We start from the raw sequence: 19,516 nt of genomic DNA on the forward strand, positions 1-19,516 counted from the left end.
CCTTATCCAGCCTCCTTATCCGGAAGCAGATCCGTATGCCACAGCGCCTTTTTATACAGCAGGGAACTGTGTCTCATCAGATTATGGAGAGGCAAAAGCGTATAACTGGCTGATATGCCCGGCTTTTTTTTGGAAAAATGGGCCCCGCACATATAACCCACATTAAATTCGTTCCAGCTTCGATAGTTTTTTTGCAGCATGTCGGCTGCTTTCAGCTTGATCTCCCACGCTTCATTCTTCGTCAAAAACGTTAAAGCCAATCCGACACGGGCCAGAAGGATGGCCCAGGCTCCATCATATGCCACGACATTTCCGGAAGGAAGCTGGTGCAGGCATTTATGCACGACCCCCCATTTTTCAAAATCCGCCTCATCTTTCACAGACTCGAGAAACCGGCTTCTTCCTTGTTCCGTCAGCGCGGCCAAACAGGCATGTTTGCGGTTGTACTCGGCCCGGACTCCATCCTGAAGCAGCCAGTCGATTTTTTTCTTTAATTCGGAGGCATTCGTAATTCCCCAATGCTCCAACGTGTGTTTGATCAGACCTTTACGAATATAACGATCGATGACCCCGAATTCGTAGGCCACATAATAGTTATTGAGCATCCATTCCTCGCTGCAGGCGGAAATACAGCGAAAATACAATTCCAGCCGCCTGCGTTTCCTGAAACTATAGTGTTTTAACATGCTTGCCGAATCCTCCTTGGTCAGGTACAAAACAATTTGAGCGTTCGCAAAGTCTTCCAGGCGCTCACGCCAAGTATGAAATAGAGTAAGATCATGAATCCCGGCGGATGGAACAGAAGTTGGACGGCCCAAAAAACGATGAGATACAGCCAGCTTAATCGAAGGAAGATGACGCCGCAGGTAAAGCTAAAGAATTTAATAGCGTTTTTTTTCGACAGCTTGTAATAGGGATTATATTTTTGAGAGAAGAGATGCTTGTTCCACAAACTTTGCCCCAGAGAAGCATCAAAAAGGAAATGAACATAACCCGTGGAGTTTACTTGAGTCTCCGCGTTTTCCTTCCAGATTTCCTCGAGGCGTCCCAATTCCAGCTTGGAGGCAAGAGAAACGCTCCAAATATCTTTATCCAGACCGTGATACTCCCGAAGCAATTCGCATTCCCGGATCGCCTCATCATACATCTGCTCTTCGTAATAAATCTGTGCCCTTAGCAGATGAGCCTCATAATCTTTCGGCTTTAGCGCAAGAAGATCATCCAGGCTGGCGAGAGCCTCTTCCTTATTGCCGACTTTCCGCAAATATTTAGCCCTCATCAACTGCAAATCCGGATCATCCTGAAAGAGTTGATGGGCTTCGGCCAAGACGTCCGCGGCTGCTTCCGTTCGATCTTCCATTAACATCGCTTGGGCCTGTTGCCTCAGCGTGAGATAATGTTCGATATCGAAATGAAGCTCCCTGTTGGCAAAGCACTCGTAATCCAGCGCAGTGGTCCCGTAAATTTGCCTGATCAGAAACTCAATCCAGGGTTCGTCATAAATCTCAAGCAAATATTCCTTGTCTTCAACCAAATGAAAGGATCTATCAAGGATTTGCCATACCTCATGCGGTAAATTTTGATGCTTTTCCAAAAATAACATCAGTACGTTCAAGCGTTCTTCCTGATACTCGACTTTCCACAAAAAATCATCCGCCATCAACGCATTCCATTCTTGAGGATCGATCCGACGCGTGAAATCACAATACAACTCTCTCATTTGCCGAAAAAATAGTTGGACCTCGTTCAACGCCTGATGCGGCGCCACATCTACCCAACGGTATGTACTTCTATATCTAATTCCCTGGTTTATGTCGTCGGCAACAACATCAATATCAGTGTCAGTACCATCATTACATTGATAGTCAGCTTCATTTTCCTCTTCCTCTTCGATGGCTATTTTCATGGCCCGGTCGAAAGCCTCTCTAAGTTTTTGATAGCCCTGCGGGTCATCTTCCGGATGATGAATTTTCAAAAGCTTCGCGTATGCCCGTTTTATCGCGGATTTGTCCCCGGTGGGCTCAATCCCGAGGGTTTGCCAAAAGTTCATGAAGTTTGTAGTCCTCCTGTCTCGTAGTTGCGGGCTAAACCCACGCCTGTATGCCATAATTCGACAACTTTATTGGTTCCTCCTTCTATGGGAGTAAAAATAAACCAGGCTCGATTCACAGGAAATGCTCCCGTGAATCGGGCCTGGCAAGTGAATAAGGGCCTTAAACGCCTATGATGTCCGTTAGAGCAGAAGTGGAAGGGACGGTTCACGATTCCCGCCTGACCTCCTGGTTCTAACGGAAACTATAGCCGCTATTTTGGCATTTCGGAGCGGATCGGAATTCTAACGGAAGCCATAGCTGCTATTTCGGCAAAATGAGGCCGCTTTCGAGGTAAAGGGAGCAAATAGGCGCTCATATTTCCGTTAGAATAGGAAGGAAGCGATTTTTCGCAAAATAGCGGCTATGATGTCCGTTAGAGTAGAAAGTGGAAGGGACGATTCATGATTCCCGACTGACCTCCTGCTTGTAACGGAAGCCATAGCCGCTATTTTTGTCATTTTGGAGCAAGCCGTCAACAGATTGAATTGACCGGCTGCTTCATCTACTGAACGATTTCCCCCTCGACTGTCACTACGCCCCGGACCGGTTCCTGCGGGGGTTGCGGTGCGTGATCCGGCGCTTTTTCCGGCGTTGAATCCGCCGGAGAAGGCGGCTGGACCGGTGTAGGCTCCGCGGGAACCTGATTCTCGGTTGTAGGCTCCGCAGGAGCCTGATTCTCGGGTGGGGTCCCCCCCGCAGGGGCCTGATTCTCCGGCGCGGGAGCGGGCCTAGACTCCGGCTCCGAATTTTGAAGCGGTGCCTTCAACTCCAAGCCCTGGCCACGGATCCAAAGCGGGCCCGTTTCCGCCGCGATTTGCAGCCACTCGCCCGATTGACCGGTAACTTGAATCGTTTGCGGCGATACCGCCGGGCCTTTGGGGGCAAAGGCATCCGGATAGCGGTAGGTCCGGATAACCTCCGGCACATGGGCGGAAGCATCGATCGGTTCGACGACCGTCAGCATCCCCGGCGAGGGGTGAATCCAGCCGGTTCCTTCGGCCGCGCTTACCTGAACCCAGTCCCCTTTGCGGGCGGTGATGGTGAGCTTCTGCGGCGCGAGGGAAGCGGTGGCGGTTGCGGCGCCGCCGATGTTAGGGTACAACGGCGTGCCCGCTAGCAGGTCCATCGGCTCCTCGACGTACTGGACCTTTTGCTTCCCGAGCCAAAGGTCGTAGGATTTCTTGGCCGTGTAGAGACCCACCAGCCGGTTTTCGGACCAGATTCCGCCGAATTTGCTCAGCGGAACGCTTCGTTCTCCGACATAATCGGCGATCTCAATCGTAAAGCCCGGACGGCCAAAGGTTTGGACAAACCAGTCCTTATAGCCTCCACCCGACGGATTTTTCTCCGGCTTCACCAGGGAATATCCGGTTAGATTGGCGAGTACGGTGGCGATCGATTGGTCGCGGGCGACGTTTTGGCTTGGCGTCCGGTAATGCCAGAATATAATTTCACCCGAGCTGTGATAGGAGATCGTGATTTCCGGATCAATTTGTTTGGTAAAAGCCATCATCATCTGCACTTCCGCAGCTTGCGCCGGTTGTTTTCCTTTATAGTTCTGATACCAGGGATACGCTCCTGCATTGCGGATCGTGCTCCAGCCGGCCGGGTACTGGCGGTTCAGGTCGATCCCTTCCATCGTGGCTTTCCAACGTGCGAAATGGCTGCTGTTGCCGTTATATCGGTGCAAGGTGTTGGCCAGATTGGCCGGCAATCCGGCCGTTCCCTGTTGAGCAAGGGTGACGCCGTCCGGATTTACCATAGGGACGATCCAAATCGTCACGCTGTCGAGCAAGCTGCGCACTTCATAATTGGAGATCGGGGTATTGGCGGTGTAGGCCAGAGCGTAGGTCTCTATCATTTTCATCAGCAGCGAGGTGGTCATCCATTCCCTGGCGTGATGCGAACCGTTCAGAAAAAGGACGGATTCGCCGCGCCCCAGTTTAACCGCCCACAAATCGCGGCCATATTTTGTTTTACCGAGAGATTGGTAGGAAATGAGGTCGGGATAGACCTCGGCCAGCCGATCGATATCCCGCTGCATCACCTTGTAGGAATAAACCTGATTGGGGTTTACGATGCCGGTGGAAGCATGGGCTGACGAGGGGATGATAAATAGAGGAAGTAAAAGCAAGAAACTCAGGAACGTAAAAACGCATTTTTCTAGGATCTTCTTAGCCTTGGTGGGTCTCATGATGACGGTGCTCTCCCCTATTCTATGTATAAATATGAAATAACTTTAGGGAAGTATAAAGGGAATCTAGTGACTTCGTCAATTCATTTTTCATAGAAAATAGGAAAATAGACATAGGCGAAAAATAGCCATCCTCCAGGACTATATCCAGCCCTGGAGAGCGGCTCTTTTCTCATTCCTTTTCGTCACCTGACAGCAACTGAAGCAGGTTATCGGGAATTTTTAGCTTCTGATTGTCGAACAGCAGTTGAAATTCACCCTCGCCGGCATTTTGATGAGCGAGCTTGATCTCTTCCATTTCATGGTGCAACTGCTCCATCTTCGTGTCCAACTCGTAGGCGGTGTCCGCCGCTGTTTTTAAATCCGCGAGCAGGCGTTCCGGCACGGATTCATTGTACTTGTAGAAGATTTTATGCTCCAGGCTGGCCCAAAAATCCATGGCGATCGTCCGGATCTGAATTTCCACGCAGACGAGTTCCTCCCGGTCTGACATGAAGACCGGCACTTCCACCAGCATATGCAGGCTTTTGTAACCATTGGGCTTCGGATTTTTGATGTAATCCTTGATCGCAATGATGTTCAAGTCTTTTTGCGCCTGAAGCATCCGACTGATCCGGTAAATATCCGAGATAAAGGAACAGGTGATCCGGATACCGGCGATGTCGTGAATCGTGTGTTTGATATCCTCCAGGGACTGGATTCCGCCCTTGCGGTACAGCTTTTTCATGATGCTTTCGGGCGACTTCAGCCTTGACTTGGTATGCTCGATCGGGTTGTAGTCATGCAGCAGTTGGAATTCCTCCTGCAGAATTTCGATCTTCGTCTCCACTTCGTGAAGCGCGAATTTATACATCATCAAGAACCGGGTCAGCTTCTTTTGAATGGTTTTCACTTGTTCCAGTGGATTAGGATTGGAATGATCAATCATAGATACCGTCCTTCGTACATAAGTTGTCTTGTTGTTTGAATCTTTCATACTTTCATTATACCTTAGGTTGCCGGCTTGCTTCCAGAAACGGGGGTTAGGGGCCATGCATTCGCGCATTATCCTGAGAATTTGATAGGATTAAAGTCTCTGGATTGCTATAATAATCTAGTGCAAATGACATATCAAGTGAATGAAACATCAGGAGGGGCAACATGAAACAACAGCTGAAGACGATAAGTGTTATGCTGCTGGCGGCGGCGGTCATGGCGGGTTGCGGCAAGTCCGCAGCCGAGGAGCGGGCGAAAGCGGACGCCGAGCAACGGCAAGAGACCGGAGCGAAGGGGCAAAGCGGGCAAGCCGGGCAGGTTGACCAAGCTGTTCAAGGACAGGAATTCAGTGCCAAGGACTTGCTGTACGTGAAGAATGCGGTGCATTATCAGGCGGAGCTTCTTAACAAAAGCCTGGAGAAGATCAAATTGCCCAGTCTGGAGAAAGGCTTCCGCAATTCTCCGGTTTCCACGGCAACATGGATCGACCAAAAGATCTCTTTGCAGTTGAGACTGGAAGACCGAAGCGGCGGACAAGGAAAATCGGAGGGAACTCCCTTGAACATCCGGGTCGTCCCTAATGACGGGAAAACCTATAAACAGTTTAAGGATGAGGGGTTTAAGGTACAAACGGTAGACGGTAAAGAGTATTTGGTCGGACCGGATTCGGGAAAGGCGCAGCTGGTTTACATAGACGGAGATTTTATTTATGACCTCGATTCAGTCTCCTATGTTATGAATTTTTCGGGTCGCACCTATTCCGTGGAGGAACTTATCAAAATTGCCCGGGGAATGACGGCGGACTCGGAGTATAAGAAATACTTCCAGTTGGATTTGAGCCGGTACAAGGTTCCATCCTATTTTGTGAACGACGGAAAAGAACCTTATTGGATCATGGTCAGCTATCATCATGATGATCAGCCACAAAACTTTGCTGCGGAGGGACAGTCCCTGCAGATCAGCAATGATTCGGCACGGTTTGAACAATGGACACCGCTGAACGAACTGGCGAAGGAAGTGTACGGTGAGGAAATGACCATCGAAGGCCATAAAGTGGTGAAAGATCCGGACTCCAACGTCATTCACCTTTTTAACGGCGGGAAGTTTTATGATTTCTCTCCCAAAACCGAAGCCGACCAGGAAACGGGGAAAGTGATGTATACGGAAATTCCCAATTGGGATGCGGAAATCGCCAAAACGATCAAAACCTTGGGGTTGTCGACGGAGGAAGACAATATCGGTGCGGCTACGCCGAAAGAGTCAAGCAGTGGCGTATCTTCCGAGCAGATAGATAAGGAAAGCCGGATGAGAAGAGAGGCTGTCAAGGCCATCTATTCCGACGCCCTCCTGGATGAATCGGTATTTACGGAAACTTTGCTCAAGTTTACAGTGATGGGCCCGGATATCGATGTGCCGGGGATGCAGGAAGAATTATATTCCCGCTACGCCGCTTTGAACAAGGATTTGAACGAATTGAAGCTTAGCGAATTGCCCGGACTGCAATTGGAGCCGGAAACGGTAAAGCTCTTTAAGGAGCTTGTTCAATTCGGCGGTTTTGAGGACAGCGGGATCTATTATATGAAGGATGAGATTAAGGGTGGGCCGACGCTCTATTGGGTGCTGGCGATGGTGCAAAGCTATGAAGGTTATCAGGTGTTGAATGTTTACGACCCGGAGAGGGAAGGATTTTTGACCGATCTTTAAGGCGGCTTCGGGCTTTCCCCCAATTACGGCTTCTGTCCGGAAATCCTGCTATAATGATGGGGCTGAGATTTTTAATTTCTGAAAAAAGAAGGTTTGAAGGATGAAAAAAATAGACCAGGCACAGGTGCAAAAGGAGCTTCGCGCATTTGTCGGAGACACTGTTTATGTTCACAGCGAGGCGACATCATACGTCTTTGTCCGCAATTTCAAAATCTGCGTAGACGAGGCTTTTATCGCAGGCGACAATCCCTGCCGCGCTGCTCTTCGGTTTGATGGCCAGGGTTGGCTGCGCATGGAGGCGCTCACCCATTACGAGGTCGATGAACAAGGCCGCCTGCTGCTGGCCGGATTTGACGATCGCGGCCGGATGCATGCCGCACTACACCTGGGAAGGGAGCCGTTTCCGGAATGATAAACCACACAGAGCAACGCCGGGTGGGCAAGCTGCTTGCGGTTTTTGCGCATCCGGACGACGAAACCTTTATTTGCGGCGGGACACTGGCGAAATACGCCGGGGAAGGGGCGGAGATCACGCTCGTCAGCGCGACCCGGGGAGAGATGGGCCGCCGCATGGGCAACCCGCCTTATCTGAACCGGGAAACGATCGCGGCCGCCCGGGAACAGGAATTGCTGGAAGCGTGCCGGATCCTGGGCGTTCGCGACTTGAGATTCCTGGACATCCGGGACAAGACGGTCGAATTTATCGATGAGGAGCTGCTCATCGCACGGATTGAAAAATTGGTCCGCGAGATCGAACCGGACGTGGTCCTCACGTTTCACGCAAAGTGGGGAGGCCATCCCGACCACTGCGCGATCGGCAAAGCCGCAACGGCGGCCTGCAGACGGACCGGGCTGGAGCAACGCCTGTTCTTTATCTCTTTCGGCGATATGATGGAGCGTCCCGAGCTCTTTGGTTATACGCGTACGGATGTCGTGAAAATCGATGTTTCCGCCCAATTGGAGACCAAACTGGCGGCCTTTCGCGCGCACCGCTGCCAATCGGAAATCGATGAATGGGTATGGCTTCCGGATCGGGAGGCTGTCGCGCATTTCGGCAAGCACGAGAATTTTATTAAAGCCGATACGACCTGCACCACCGAAGTTCGGCGTTCATTTTAGGCGATATCCCTTATCCCCCGTACTTCGCTTTAGGGCGAGGATGGGGGATTTTTTATGAAAATCAAAAGGTAATTTAATCCACTTCTAGAATAGATATTGTATTACAGCTTTGAACGTACATAAAAACCAAATAAAAGGAGATGAGAGAGTTTGAGCAGGAGAGTCATTGCAGGAATTTTAAGCTTTCTGTTAACTTTTACGCTGTTATTGCCGGCAGCGGGAGCGCAGGAGGAGTCGCTCCAACAGGCAGAAAGCGCCGTTAAAGTCATCTCCGGTTTGGACCGGAATGCCGTATCGCTGGATGACCTGAAACCCGATCCGAGGTTGAGCAGGGAACAGCGGCAGAGTCAATCCGCCCGGTCATCTTCCCAATCTCTTTTTCATGATGAAGCCCTAAAGATCGAGCAGCAGGCACCTCTTCCCTCTTCTTCACTTCAACCCGAAAATTACGTTCCCCTCACAGACAGCCAAGAACCCGTTTCCGTCATCGTAGAATTGCAGCAGACCCCGGTGAAAGTGTTCGAGGCCGAGGCCGGGCAGGTTCAAAGCAAGTCAAGTCTCAAGGGGCCATCCATTTCATCGCATCTCGCAAAGATTAAACTCGAGAAGAGCATCTTCAAAAAAGCGGCACAGAGTCAGTTGAATGCAAAGATTAAACGTGAGTTTACCCAGGTATTTAACGGATATTCGCTGACCCTGGCGGCCAATCAGGTGGAAGAACTGCTGACGCTGCCCGGAGTCAAAGCCGTGTATCCGAACAAAACGGTCTATGCTACATCCGAGCCGGATACCTTGGTTACCGCGCAAGGAAGCGTTCCTTTTATCGGGAGCGAAGCGCTCTGGAGCGAAGGCGCCAGGGGGGAAGGGATCAAGATCGGCGTTCTCGACACCGGGGCCGCGAAGGATCACCCCGACCTGGAAGGGGCTATCGTCCGGAATCCGGACGGTTATTGGGGATACGACATTATCAATAACGACGGGGAACCGTATGAAACCACGAAGGAGGATTACTATAAAGCCCGGGAGGAAAACCCGAATCTCCCCGAGGTGAACGAGCTGGGGAAAACTTATTACACCTCGCACGGATCCCACGTCACCGGAATTATTGCCGGCCAGGGTGTCGGCGCAGCGGGAATGGAGGGAATCAAAGGTGTAGCCCCTGAAGCGGATATTTACGCCTATAAAGTGCTGGGTCCCTATGGAGGAGGAACGAACGAAGGCGTCATCGCCGGGATTGAGAAGGCCGTCGAGGACGGCATGGACGTCATCAATCTATCCTTGGGTTCGCCAGGAAACAATGAAGCGTCCGCGGATTCCGTCGCCGTCAACAACGCGGTAAGAACGGGCGTCATTGCAATCGTAGCCGGCGGAAACGATGGCCCGGGTGAAGCGACGGTCGGCGATCCGGGATCAGCCGAGCTGGCGGTTACGGTAGGGGCCTCCAAACACCCGATGGAGACACCCATCATCAAGGTGGGCGGCTCGGACGACAGCGCCTTTTTCATGGAGACGTTCGATAAGTCCCAGGGGATTGAAACCTTGACGGAAGAATACGAATTGGTGGACGTCGGTTTCGGCAGAGAGGCGGATTATGCAGGAAAGGACTTGAACGGAAAAATCGCACTGATCAAGCGCGGGGAGCTCTCTTTTGAAGAAAAAGCGAGAAATACCATAGCTTCCGGAGCCATCGGCGCCATTATATTTAACAATGTGCCGGGTGAACTGGAGAGCGGGACACTCGGGGAGATCAACGTGACGATTCCGATCTACGCTTTGTCCGGTGTAGCGGGAGAACGGATCAAGACCGAACTAGAGGCTAATTCTGCACTGAAAGTTACGTTTGACACAACCGTGGAGCAGGATATCATGGGCGATTTTAGTTCCCGGGGACCATCCAAACCCTCGTTTGATATTAAACCGGATATTACCGCACCCGGAGTGAGAGTTCTTTCCAGCGTACCCGAGTACGAGGGATGGTATGCGGCGCAAAACGGCACGAGTATGGCGGCACCGCATATCGCAGGGGCCTCTGCTCTACTTAAAGAAAAATACCCGGATTTGACTCCATCCGAAATCAAGGCCTTGATGATGAATAATACCGTTAAGCTGAATGACCGTCTTGGAGCCCGTTATAAACACATGGAGCAAGGCGCCGGACGCATTTCGCTTGAAAAAATCCTGAAGGCCAAAGCGGTCGCCATGGCCGAGGAAACCACCGCAAATGTGGGCGGCAAGGATTCGCTTACTCACTATACCGGCAGCATTTCTTTTGGTTATGTTTCCTTGGGGTCCGCCGGCGAACGGAAAATTACCGTCAAGGATATCGCGGGACAGAATTCTTCTTACGTCCTGAGTACCGAATGGTACGGCTCATCGCCGGTTCAGCTTGAACTGTCCAACGGTCAGGTCGATGTTCCCGCAGGAGGACAGGGGGATTTCTCCATTGCCGTTAAAGTACCCGAACAAACGGACGCCACGTATTACGAGGGCGAATTGAAGCTGGCGGATCCGGGCAGCGGTCATGAAATTCAAATGCCTATCGCTCTCTATATTGGAGAGACGCCGGAAAACGCCACGGTTTCCGATGTAACGCTGGAACCGGACATTTTTTCTCCAAACGGGGATACGGTATCGGATGTTACGAACATATCATTCAAGTTAAATCAAGGCGTTCCTTACTTCTCCCTGGATGTGCATGCCGCCGATGGCCAATGGTTGGGAATGCTGCTGGACGGGAACGATTTGAATCCGGGCACCTATAAACTTAATGAGCCTTGGAATGGCTCGGGACTGAATGAAGGTTTGTATTATTTAGTGCCTTGGGTAGGGGATGGACGAGAAAATGCAGTTCCTCTTGAGGATCAAGCCGCAGCCTTCATCATTGATACCACGGCGCCTCTTGCGAAGTTCGGAGAACCCGACATTGTCGTGGATAAATCCAGCTTCTCGGGGACCATCTCCGGCATGATTACCCAGGATTTATTAATCGACTTGTTGGTGTCACAGGGGAAATTATCCATTCCGGACGTGATCGGTGTGGCCGTGCTTTATGGCAGTGCAAATGACGGAAAAAAAGTACAAATTGATGGGACCGTGGATAAAAACGGGAATTTCGCCGTTCAGGTTCCCGTAAATCCGGGAGAGAACTCCTATGAAATTTACATCTATGATCTTGCCGGGAACGGCCAGGTTGTCCCGGCCCATGTCGTAAATTACAAATCCGAGGTGAAAAACGCGGTTGTTGTGACGGCATTGCCGAGCCAAGTACCCGCGGATCAACCCTTTACGGTAGGCGTCGATTTTGACGTTACCGCCGCGGTATACTCCGCGAAATTCGATCTGGTGTACAGTAAGCAGCTGACGGTGCCGGAGGTTGTGCCGAGCCCGCAACTGGGCGAACATCAGGCGAAATGGAATCCTGACGCGCAATTGTCCGTAACGGGGGCGGTTTACGAGCTTTCACCGGAAAGCAGCCGGTACGAATACTCCGTTGCATTGAACGGCACCCCGGGATACACCGGAATCGGATCATTGGCGTCTTTCCGATTCGGGGCGGCGCCGCATGGGGAGTACTCTTTTGAATTGGTGAATCTCGTGCTGCTCGACCAGAACGGTCAGGAAATTCAGGCGGATTCCCGGCGTCAAGCCAAAGTCACCGTTTTGGAGAAGCCCGCGCTTCGGGTAGAACCGCAGACGCTTTCCCTTCAGGAGGGTTCTAAAGGGAAGTTGACCGTGATTTACCGGAACGCGGAAGGGAAGGAGACCGACGTAACGGCGGAAGCCGAGTACACGCCGGCCAATCCGGCGCTGATTTCCGTAGATAAGGGACAGGTGACCGGGAAGCGGGATGGCCGCACCACGGTAGAAATCAACTACGGCGCTTTGCGGGTGACCGCGGACATTACCGTTACCGATGCGCCAGGCTCCGGTGGCTCCGGTGGCGGAAGCGGCAAGAGCAGCCGCAATGGCAGCAGTAGCGGTACTTTAACACCGCCACCCGTAACACCGAAGCTGGAGCAGGCACCAGCCGGATCCGTCAGAGTGGCGGTCAAGGACGGAGAGCCGACCGTGGTTTCCCTGGAGGGTGGCTTGACGGTTACCGTGCCGGCGGGGGCTCTTCCCGGGGAGGCCGGGTTTGTTCAAGTGACGCCGGCCACGGATGAGGCGGCAGCGACGCTGCTGGCGGGGTTAAACCCGGAAGCCGTGCTTAGACCGGCAGGGAAGTACTATGACTTCGCCGTGCTGGATAAGAGCGGAAAGGTGCTGAGCAACCCTGCGTTCAGCCAACCTGTGACGGTATCGATCCCGGTCGAAGCGCTCGTCGCAGCCAAGCTGAATCCCGAAAAAATCAGCCTGTTCAAGCTTCCGGAACAGGGGCAGCCGGTCCAACTGCCGACCCTTCTAAAAGACGGCAGCCTTGTGGCCCGATTGAGCAGCTTTAGCCGTTACATGTTCATGGCCAAGGAAATGAAGTTCACGGACGTGACCGAGACAAATTACTCGTGGGCGGTCAACGAGATTGAAGTGCTTGCCGCGAAGGACATCGTGACGGGAAGAAGCGGGAATTTGTTCGGTCCGCAGGAACAGGTTACCCGGGCGGAATTCGTCTCCCTGCTGGCACGGGCGCTCGATTTGAAGCCGAGCGGGCCTGCGGAAGTGCAGTTCGGCGATGTCCCTGCGGGCAGTTGGTATTACGATGCCGTCCAAAGCGTTGTGAAGGCGGGAATCGTGACCGGGTACGACAACCGGACCTTCGCGCCGGATCAAGCGATCACCCGGGCCGAGATGGCGATAATTCTGTCCAGAGCGTTGGAGCATGCGGAAGGGAAGACGGCAGCCCCGGCGGCCTCGTCCTTCTCCGATCAAAAGGAGATTCCATCGTGGGCGAAGGAGGCTGCCGCCAAGGTGGCCGGTCTGGGGCTCCTGCAGGGAAAAAGCGGGAACCGCTTTGAAGGAGAAGCTTTCGCCACGCGGGCGGAAGCGGCTGTGGTGATGTATCGTTTATACAGAAATCTATAAAGGTAACTATGGTTTGGTTCGAATTAAAGGGAATTCTTCCCGTTAATTTGGTACGTATGCGGCTGCAGAGGCGAATTAGCTGGAAAACCTCCCGCTAATTCGCCTGAAATAGTGCATATCGGCAATGGGACCGCGAAATAGATGGAGCTTTTCCAGCTAAATCCGATCCAAGAGCCAAAGAGCGGTACATTAACGGGAAATTTTCCCGTTAAATTTTCCCGTTAATGATGTAGACTCCGAAGGTGGAGTGGGGCTTTATATCTACAATTGTGGATGTTGGCAACGTAACTCCGAAACCCTATCACATCCTTGCCCAACGCCAATCATTTATTTAGTTCAACCTATCTGGGGAAATCATAAGAGTTTTGGCCGCTGGCATCGAGCCGGCGGTTTTTTTTAATTTCATGTCACAAATCGCGAAGAATCGGTTGTCATATATACGAATTCGGAACACGGGAGGTGATGGAGTGGATAAAAGAACAACGGCTGCCGTAAACGGGGAAGAGCTCAGAGCGCTGATCGATGAATGGGCTCGGCAGGCGCAGGTGGGCTCCCAGGAAGCGTTTATCAAGATCACCCGCCATTTTGAAAGACAGTTGTATATCTATTGTTACTATCTCATCAGAGACCCTGAGGAGACGAAGGATGCGCTCCAGGATATTTTTATCCGGGCATATCGAAATATCGGCGACTACCGGGGGGAATCCCTTTTCTCGGCTTGGCTGTACAGAATCGCCTACAATCACAGCATGAATGTGTTGAAGAAGAAAAAACGGGAGCAAAGGTTGGCGGACAAGTATCGGCATGAAGCCCGTTTATATACCCATACCGAACGGGAATCCGCCGTAATGGAGCTGCTGGATCCTTTGACGCCTGACGAGCGAAACCTGGTGCTGTTAAAGGCGGTAGAGCAGTACACTTTTGAGGAGATCGGGCAGATTATGGACTGTACGGCGGCTGCATTGCGAAAAAAATATGAACGCATCCGTAAAAAACTGGTTCAATATGAACGTAATAAGGGAGGCGCCAAAATTGAAACGAACATGGGATCCAGCAGAGCAGGTTATTGAAAATTTGGAGTATATGATCAATCTTACGGAAGTGCCGGAATTAAACCTGGAAGAGAGGATTGTGGAGGAAATGAACAAAACAAATACAGGTATTCGTCATCGTGATCGGAAGAGCAGCATGATGAAAAAAGCGGCGGCGATCTCGGGGATCGCCGCGGCCATGGGACTTGGGGTCATCGGCAGCGGTTTTGTTTCCCCGACCATGGCCAGCGCGTTAAGCCAGGTCCCGTTGATCGGCAACGTATTCCAGCAATACGGTGATGAGGGGCTTCAGGCGGGGGTAAAGCAGGGGCTGTATCAGCCCGTTAACGCCGAAGACAGCCACAGCGGCATCACGCTTAAAAGTACAGGTTATATCTATGACGGGACGCGCATCTCCGTTGCTTTACAGAGAGAAGGCGAAACGGATGACAAACTGCTGGGCGACGTTCTTTCCAACGGCGACAGAGTTACCGGCGGCAAGGGCGTGATCAAGGACATCAGAATGATCGTTAATGGCGAGAACTACTTTGTCGGCCGTTACATTTTGGAAGAAGGGACAACCGGGGATTCGGCGATTCTGAACTTCAATGATTCCCTCCCTTTCGGTACCGGCACATCGGGCCATCCTGGAAACTTGGGACGGCCGGCACTGGGCAAGTCTTTCGATTTGACGCTGCAAGTGAACATGACGGGGGCCGACCAACCTTATGTGCTGAAGTTTCCGGTGAAGAAAAACACCGAAAATCTCGTCTTGAACCCGCAGTCGGTCAAATCCCATGACGGATTCAGCCTCACCTTGGATAAACTGGAACTGACGCCGATCAGTACACGGTTGACCATGACCGGTAAAGGAGAGTTCAAGAGCCTCGGAGAAGAATACAAAATTCCTGACAAATATCTGTATGCCGGTAAGCATGCATTCGGGGTCAGTATCTTCGATGAGAACAACAACCAGGTGGACGATCTTTACGATAACAGAATGAACATCATTGATGGAAAGTATCATATAGACTTCCTCTTCACGCCTTTCAAAGAGAAGCCGAAATCCGTTACGATTAAACCTTATGTACAAAAAGTGGACCGTACCTCAGGCAAATTTGGGGAAAAGAAATATATCAGCGAACTGGAGTTCAAGGTGGATCTGAAATAGCGGAAGTAAAAGAATGGGCCTGCTGTACTTTACCTGAATCAAGGATAGGTTATACTCCCGGACTACTAAAGAAATCTAAGAAAACGCCGCATTGACCGTATGGTCAATGCGGCGTATAATAAGCTCAACATTGACCATGTGGTCAATAACCATGCTGAATTAACGGGTGATCATAATGGAATGGAACATGAAGGGGAAGGTTTCCTTGATTACAGGGGCCAATGCCGGGATTGGCAAGCGGGCGGCCAAGCGTCTGGCCGGCGCGGGTTCCGCGGTGATCATGGTGTGCCGGAATGCGAATGCCGGGGAGAAGGCCGCGGAGGAAATCCGGCAGGAAACAGGCAATGGAGATGTTAAAGTGCTTCAAGCGGACCTTGCGTCACAGGGAAATGTTCGCAGGCTGGCGAAGACCGTACTTGGCGAGTTTGAACGCTTGGATGTGCTGATTCATAATGCCGCCAACTTCGATTTATCCATGAAGCGGCCCGTGTTGACGGAAGACGGTGTGGAGAACATCTTCGCCACCAATCACCTTGCGCCATTCCTCCTGACGAATTTGCTGCTAAGTCGACTTGAACAAAGCGCACCGAGCCGGATTATTACCATTGCTTCGAAAGGTCTTTTGTCTTATCCTCGTATGACGATCGAATTTGATAATTTGAACGGCGAAATGAAATATTCGCCAACGCGAGCCTATTACCATTCCAAGCTTGCCCAATTGATGTTTACCTATGAGCTCGCCGAGCGGTTGAAAGGGACCGGGGTTACGGCGAACGCCATCCGGGTACCTAGTGTCAAAGTGGACGCGGGACGCTATAATCACCTTCCGGCCTGGATGGGCGCGCTCTATCGGATCAAGCGGAGGTTCTCCATCGACCCCGAGCAAATGGCGGAAACTTATTTCTACCTATCAGCAGCCCCTTCTTTGCTTCATGTCTCCGGAAAGTACTTTGATGAGCTAAACCGTGAGGTAGCTTCTTCCCGCAGTTCTTACGATAAGGCGGTATGGGGGAAGCTCTGGGAAGTCAGCGAGAAGCTTACCGGATTGAAATAGACAGGGAGGGGACTATTCATGACGAGCAAGATAGATATCATTCTGCAGTATGCATTGGAAGAATTCAGCGAGCAAGGGTACCGCAAGGCGTCCACCAATCGGATCATCCAAAAGGCGGACACATCCAAAGGCATTCTCTTTCACTATTTCGGAAGTAAAAAAGGGCTGTACCTGCAAATTTTGGATCAATGCTTGGACCAGTTTGAGGCGTTTTTGAATGCGGAACTAAGCGAGATGCCCGAAGATATACTGGAACGTTATGTAACGATAAGCACAGCGAAGGTTAAAATGTTTATGAAATATCCGACTATTTATAAGCTGGTCGTGTCCGCGTTCCAAGATACCCCGGAGGAGCTGCGGGCGGAGCTTGCCGAGCGGGAGCAGCGGATAAAAAAACAAGGAGAAGCATGGTTCAGGACCAAAATAGATACCTCCCGTTTCCGGGAAACGTTTGTGACGGAGCGAGCCTTGGAAATCGTCGCCTCGGTGTTAGAGATGAAAACCCGCAAGTTTATGGAGGAGTTTGGCGGTTTGCCCGATCGTGGGACTTCCAGACTGCTGAAGGTCACTAAAGAATTTGAAGAGATTATAACCATCCTGAAAATCGGCATTTACAAACCGCAACCCTAAATAAACGGCTGGAAAGGGCCTCCCTATCCAGCCGTTTTGCTGCTTGCCCGCTTGGCGGCAGGCTATCCGAGTTCCGGGGTGGATTCCCGGAATATCGGTTTTGTGTAAATATGGGAAACCTGATAAGGCTGGTTCGGATCATGGATCCGAGACAGCAGCATCTCCGCCGCCTTAATCCCCATCTCATTGCTGTAGATATGAACGGTCGTTAAATGAGGCTCGACGATCACGGACTCCGGTCCGTTGTCAAAGCCGCAGATTACGATATCGCGGGGAATCGCCAGGTTTCGGTTCTTAAGCGCCTTGATGACGCTTACGGCAATGTAATCGTTCGCACAAACAAACACGGAAGGCAGCTTCCCCATCTCGTTCAGCCGCTCATCCATCCAGCCGGGCTTGGAGGAGAACAAGCGGTCGTCATCCACAACGCATTGGGATAGCTTAAGCTCAAGACCGGCCTCAGTCAATGCCCGGTTAAATCCCACCCATCGCTCGTTAAAACTCCGGCAATGGTTATAATCCCCGATAAACCCCAATTCCTTGTATCCGCCTTCAATCAGCTTCTTGGTCAACCGGTACGTGCTGTGTTCGTTCTCCATCAACAGGACGTCGGCCTGAAATTCGGGGTAGCAGACATGGGCGGAACAATCGATAAAAATGGTCGGGATTCCGAGGTCGGTAATCAGCTTGCTGTACTCCAGATCAAAAAGCTCGATGCAGACGATGCCGTCGACATTCGACTTGTCAAAATTGTTCGGAAGCGATAAAGATTCCATCTCAATATCCCTGACGATATGGATGGATAAATTGTAGCCCTCCGAGCTGATTCTTTTCTCCAGGCCGCTGATCAGCGTGGACCCGAAATGGGACGTATTGGGCAAGTTTTCGGTCAAAAGCGCGATGTTTCTCGTATTGGAGCTCTTGGTTAAGAGGCTCTCGCTTTCCATAAACGCAAACTGCTTATATTTCAATTCGATAGCTTTCTTGATGACTTTATTCCGGGTCTCATCCGGAATGCTCCCGCTTCCGTTCAGCGCTTTGGAGGCGGTGTTTCGGGAAATTCCCAGAGCGTCGGCGATATGCTGGATCGTTACTTTCTCCTTCGCCATTCTTTCACCTCTGTATCTATACTTAATCTATTCCTACGAAGTGAGAACACGATAACTTCGACTCTTCCAATGTATAACAGTTCGCTGGAAATAGCAATATTAATTTTACATATGCACACATAAGTTTACATTTGGAGACTTGGGATAAATAATTTATCCATAGAGGAAAAAGTGAGGGGAGTAGCTTTTTATTAGAATATCACTTAAAAATGTCGTAATAACATGATAATTCGCAACAATTGTATGCATTTGTAAATATAATAAGGAATTAATATCGAAATAATTTTTACAAATGCACAAAAATATTTTAGCAAAATGTATTGACCTAAACCATTCCGTTTGTTAAATTGTAAGTGCATTCGATACAAAAAGGCACAGGAATCGAAAATTTGAAAGCCTTTACTGTTGACAAATGCAAAGTCAGGAAGAACGGAGGCCACAAATTTGCAAAATCTGATGAATACCACCCAAGGAAAACCGGCGCTTGTTCACTCCGGCAAGCCAAACTGGATGAAATATTTGCGGAAGCATTCCTTTCTCTATTTGCTGCTAGCGCCGGCGCTGATCCTAACTCTTATTTTTAAGTACGGTCCCATGTACGGTGCGATTATCGCATTCAAAGATTTTAGCCCGATCAAGGGCATTCTCGCGAGCGAGTGGGTAGGGTTTAAACACTTCGAGAAGTTTCTGTCATCTCCCAATTTCGAAGTAATTTTTATGAATACGCTTAAATTAAGTTTTTTTGGCCTGATTTTGAGCTTTCCGGTGCCGATTCTTTTGGCCCTGATGCTGAATCAAGTCCGGCGTGCGGGAGTCAAGAAGAACATTCAACTTTTTCTGTACGCCCCCAATTTCATCTCGGTGGTGGTCATCGTCGGGATGCTCTTTATCTTCCTGTCGCCGACGGGGCCGATCAATCAAATGTTCAGTTGGATGACCGGCGAGCCCATCATGTTTATGTCCAGGCCGGAGTACTTCAGGTGGATTTATATTCTGTCGGATATTTGGACGGGAGCGGGCTGGTCCTCGATTATTTATGTGGCCGCATTGGCCAATGTGGACCCCGAGCTGCATGATGCGGCCAACCTCGATGGGGCAAATCTGCTGCAGCGGATTCGAAATATCGATCTGCCGACGATCCGGCCGATTATGGCTATCGTATTTATTCTGGCGGCGGGCGGAATCATGTCCATCGGTTTTGAAAAAGCCTACCTCATGCAGACGGCGATGAATCTGCCGACATCGGAAATCATTCCGACCTATGTTTACAAAATCGGTCTGCAATCGGGCGATTACGCGTACTCGGCAGCCGTCGGCTTATTTAATTCCGTGATCAATGTGGTTCTGCTGGTTACGGTGAACTTTATCGTCAAAAAGCTAAACGAGGGCGATGGTCTTTATTGAGAAAGGAGCAAAC

General features: G+C 50.9%; 14 protein-coding genes. 9 read left to right on the forward strand and 5 right to left on the reverse strand.

Annotation, left to right across the window (positions count from 1 at the left end):
• Positions 1–2: 2 nt before the first annotated feature.
• The 4 genes from V4U88_RS21940 to V4U88_RS21955 all read right to left on the reverse strand — a co-directional run bounded on the left by V4U88_RS21940 (position 3) and on the right by V4U88_RS21955 (position 5,215).
• On the reverse strand, positions 3–686 hold the full coding sequence (locus V4U88_RS21940) for a DUF1266 domain-containing protein (RefSeq protein ID WP_334075395.1): 684 nt from the start codon (positions 684–686) through the stop codon (positions 3–5).
• A 20-nt stretch (positions 687–706) separates the two neighbouring features.
• Positions 707–1,975 carry a tetratricopeptide repeat protein gene (locus V4U88_RS21945; protein WP_334075396.1) on the reverse strand — a complete coding sequence of 423 codons (1,269 nt, stop codon included), beginning with the start codon at positions 1,973–1,975 and terminating at the stop codon, positions 707–709.
• 620 nt (positions 1,976–2,595) lie between these two features.
• Entirely contained in the window at positions 2,596–4,227 is a 1,632-nt protein-coding gene (locus tag V4U88_RS21950; protein ID WP_334075397.1) for a M14 family metallopeptidase, read from the reverse strand.
• A 232-nt stretch (positions 4,228–4,459) separates the two neighbouring features.
• Entirely contained in the window at positions 4,460–5,215 is a 756-nt protein-coding gene (locus tag V4U88_RS21955) for a GTP pyrophosphokinase (protein ID WP_334075398.1), read from the reverse strand.
• Positions 5,216–5,427: 212 nt separating this feature from the next.
• On the opposite strand from V4U88_RS21955, the gene V4U88_RS21960 reads away from it, so the two are divergent.
• From V4U88_RS21960 to V4U88_RS21995, 8 genes are all read left to right on the forward strand, one after another.
• On the forward strand, positions 5,428–6,966 hold the full coding sequence (locus tag V4U88_RS21960; RefSeq protein WP_334075399.1) for a hypothetical protein: 1,539 nt from the start codon (positions 5,428–5,430) through the stop codon (positions 6,964–6,966).
• 100 nt (positions 6,967–7,066) lie between these two features.
• On the forward strand, positions 7,067–7,378 hold the full coding sequence (locus V4U88_RS21965) for a DUF1806 family protein (protein ID WP_334075400.1): 312 nt from the start codon (positions 7,067–7,069) through the stop codon (positions 7,376–7,378).
• On the forward strand, positions 7,375–8,085 hold the full coding sequence (locus V4U88_RS21970; protein WP_334075401.1) for a PIG-L family deacetylase: 711 nt from the start codon (positions 7,375–7,377) through the stop codon (positions 8,083–8,085). Before V4U88_RS21965 ends, V4U88_RS21970 begins: the two co-directional genes overlap by 4 nt.
• A gap of 150 nt (positions 8,086–8,235) precedes the next feature.
• Complete coding sequence (locus tag V4U88_RS21975; RefSeq protein ID WP_334075402.1) at positions 8,236–13,104, forward strand: S8 family serine peptidase; 4,869 nt, start codon at positions 8,236–8,238, stop codon at positions 13,102–13,104.
• Between the two features lie 467 nt (positions 13,105–13,571).
• Positions 13,572–14,174 (forward strand): RNA polymerase sigma factor, encoded by a 603-nt coding sequence (locus V4U88_RS21980; protein WP_334075403.1) that lies wholly within the window; start codon positions 13,572–13,574, stop codon positions 14,172–14,174.
• Positions 14,137–15,306: a DUF4179 domain-containing protein gene (locus tag V4U88_RS21985; protein WP_334075404.1), complete on the forward strand. Its 1,170-nt coding sequence runs from the start codon at positions 14,137–14,139 to the stop codon at positions 15,304–15,306. Before V4U88_RS21980 ends, V4U88_RS21985 begins: the two co-directional genes overlap by 38 nt.
• Positions 15,307–15,481: 175 nt before the next feature.
• The gene (locus V4U88_RS21990; RefSeq protein ID WP_334075405.1) at positions 15,482–16,360 is read left to right on the forward strand and encodes an SDR family NAD(P)-dependent oxidoreductase; all 879 of its coding nucleotides are present in this window, start codon (positions 15,482–15,484) and stop codon (positions 16,358–16,360) included.
• A gap of 18 nt (positions 16,361–16,378) precedes the next feature.
• Positions 16,379–16,990, forward strand: a complete 612-nt coding sequence (locus V4U88_RS21995; RefSeq protein WP_334075406.1) for a TetR/AcrR family transcriptional regulator — start codon at positions 16,379–16,381, stop codon at positions 16,988–16,990.
• A 62-nt stretch (positions 16,991–17,052) separates the two neighbouring features.
• Here the strand turns inward: V4U88_RS21995 and V4U88_RS22000 are convergent, their stop codons facing one another.
• The gene (locus tag V4U88_RS22000) at positions 17,053–18,099 is read right to left on the reverse strand and encodes a LacI family DNA-binding transcriptional regulator (RefSeq protein WP_334075407.1); all 1,047 of its coding nucleotides are present in this window, start codon (positions 18,097–18,099) and stop codon (positions 17,053–17,055) included.
• A 510-nt stretch (positions 18,100–18,609) separates the two neighbouring features.
• Between V4U88_RS22000 and V4U88_RS22005 the strand changes: the two genes are divergently transcribed.
• On the forward strand, positions 18,610–19,503 hold the full coding sequence (locus tag V4U88_RS22005; protein ID WP_416367277.1) for an ABC transporter permease: 894 nt from the start codon (positions 18,610–18,612) through the stop codon (positions 19,501–19,503).
• Positions 19,504–19,516 lie beyond the last annotated feature (13 nt).

This window comes from Paenibacillus sp. A14, assembly GCF_036864815.1.
GTDB lineage: Bacteria > Bacillota > Bacilli > Paenibacillales > Paenibacillaceae > Fontibacillus > Fontibacillus sanfengchensis.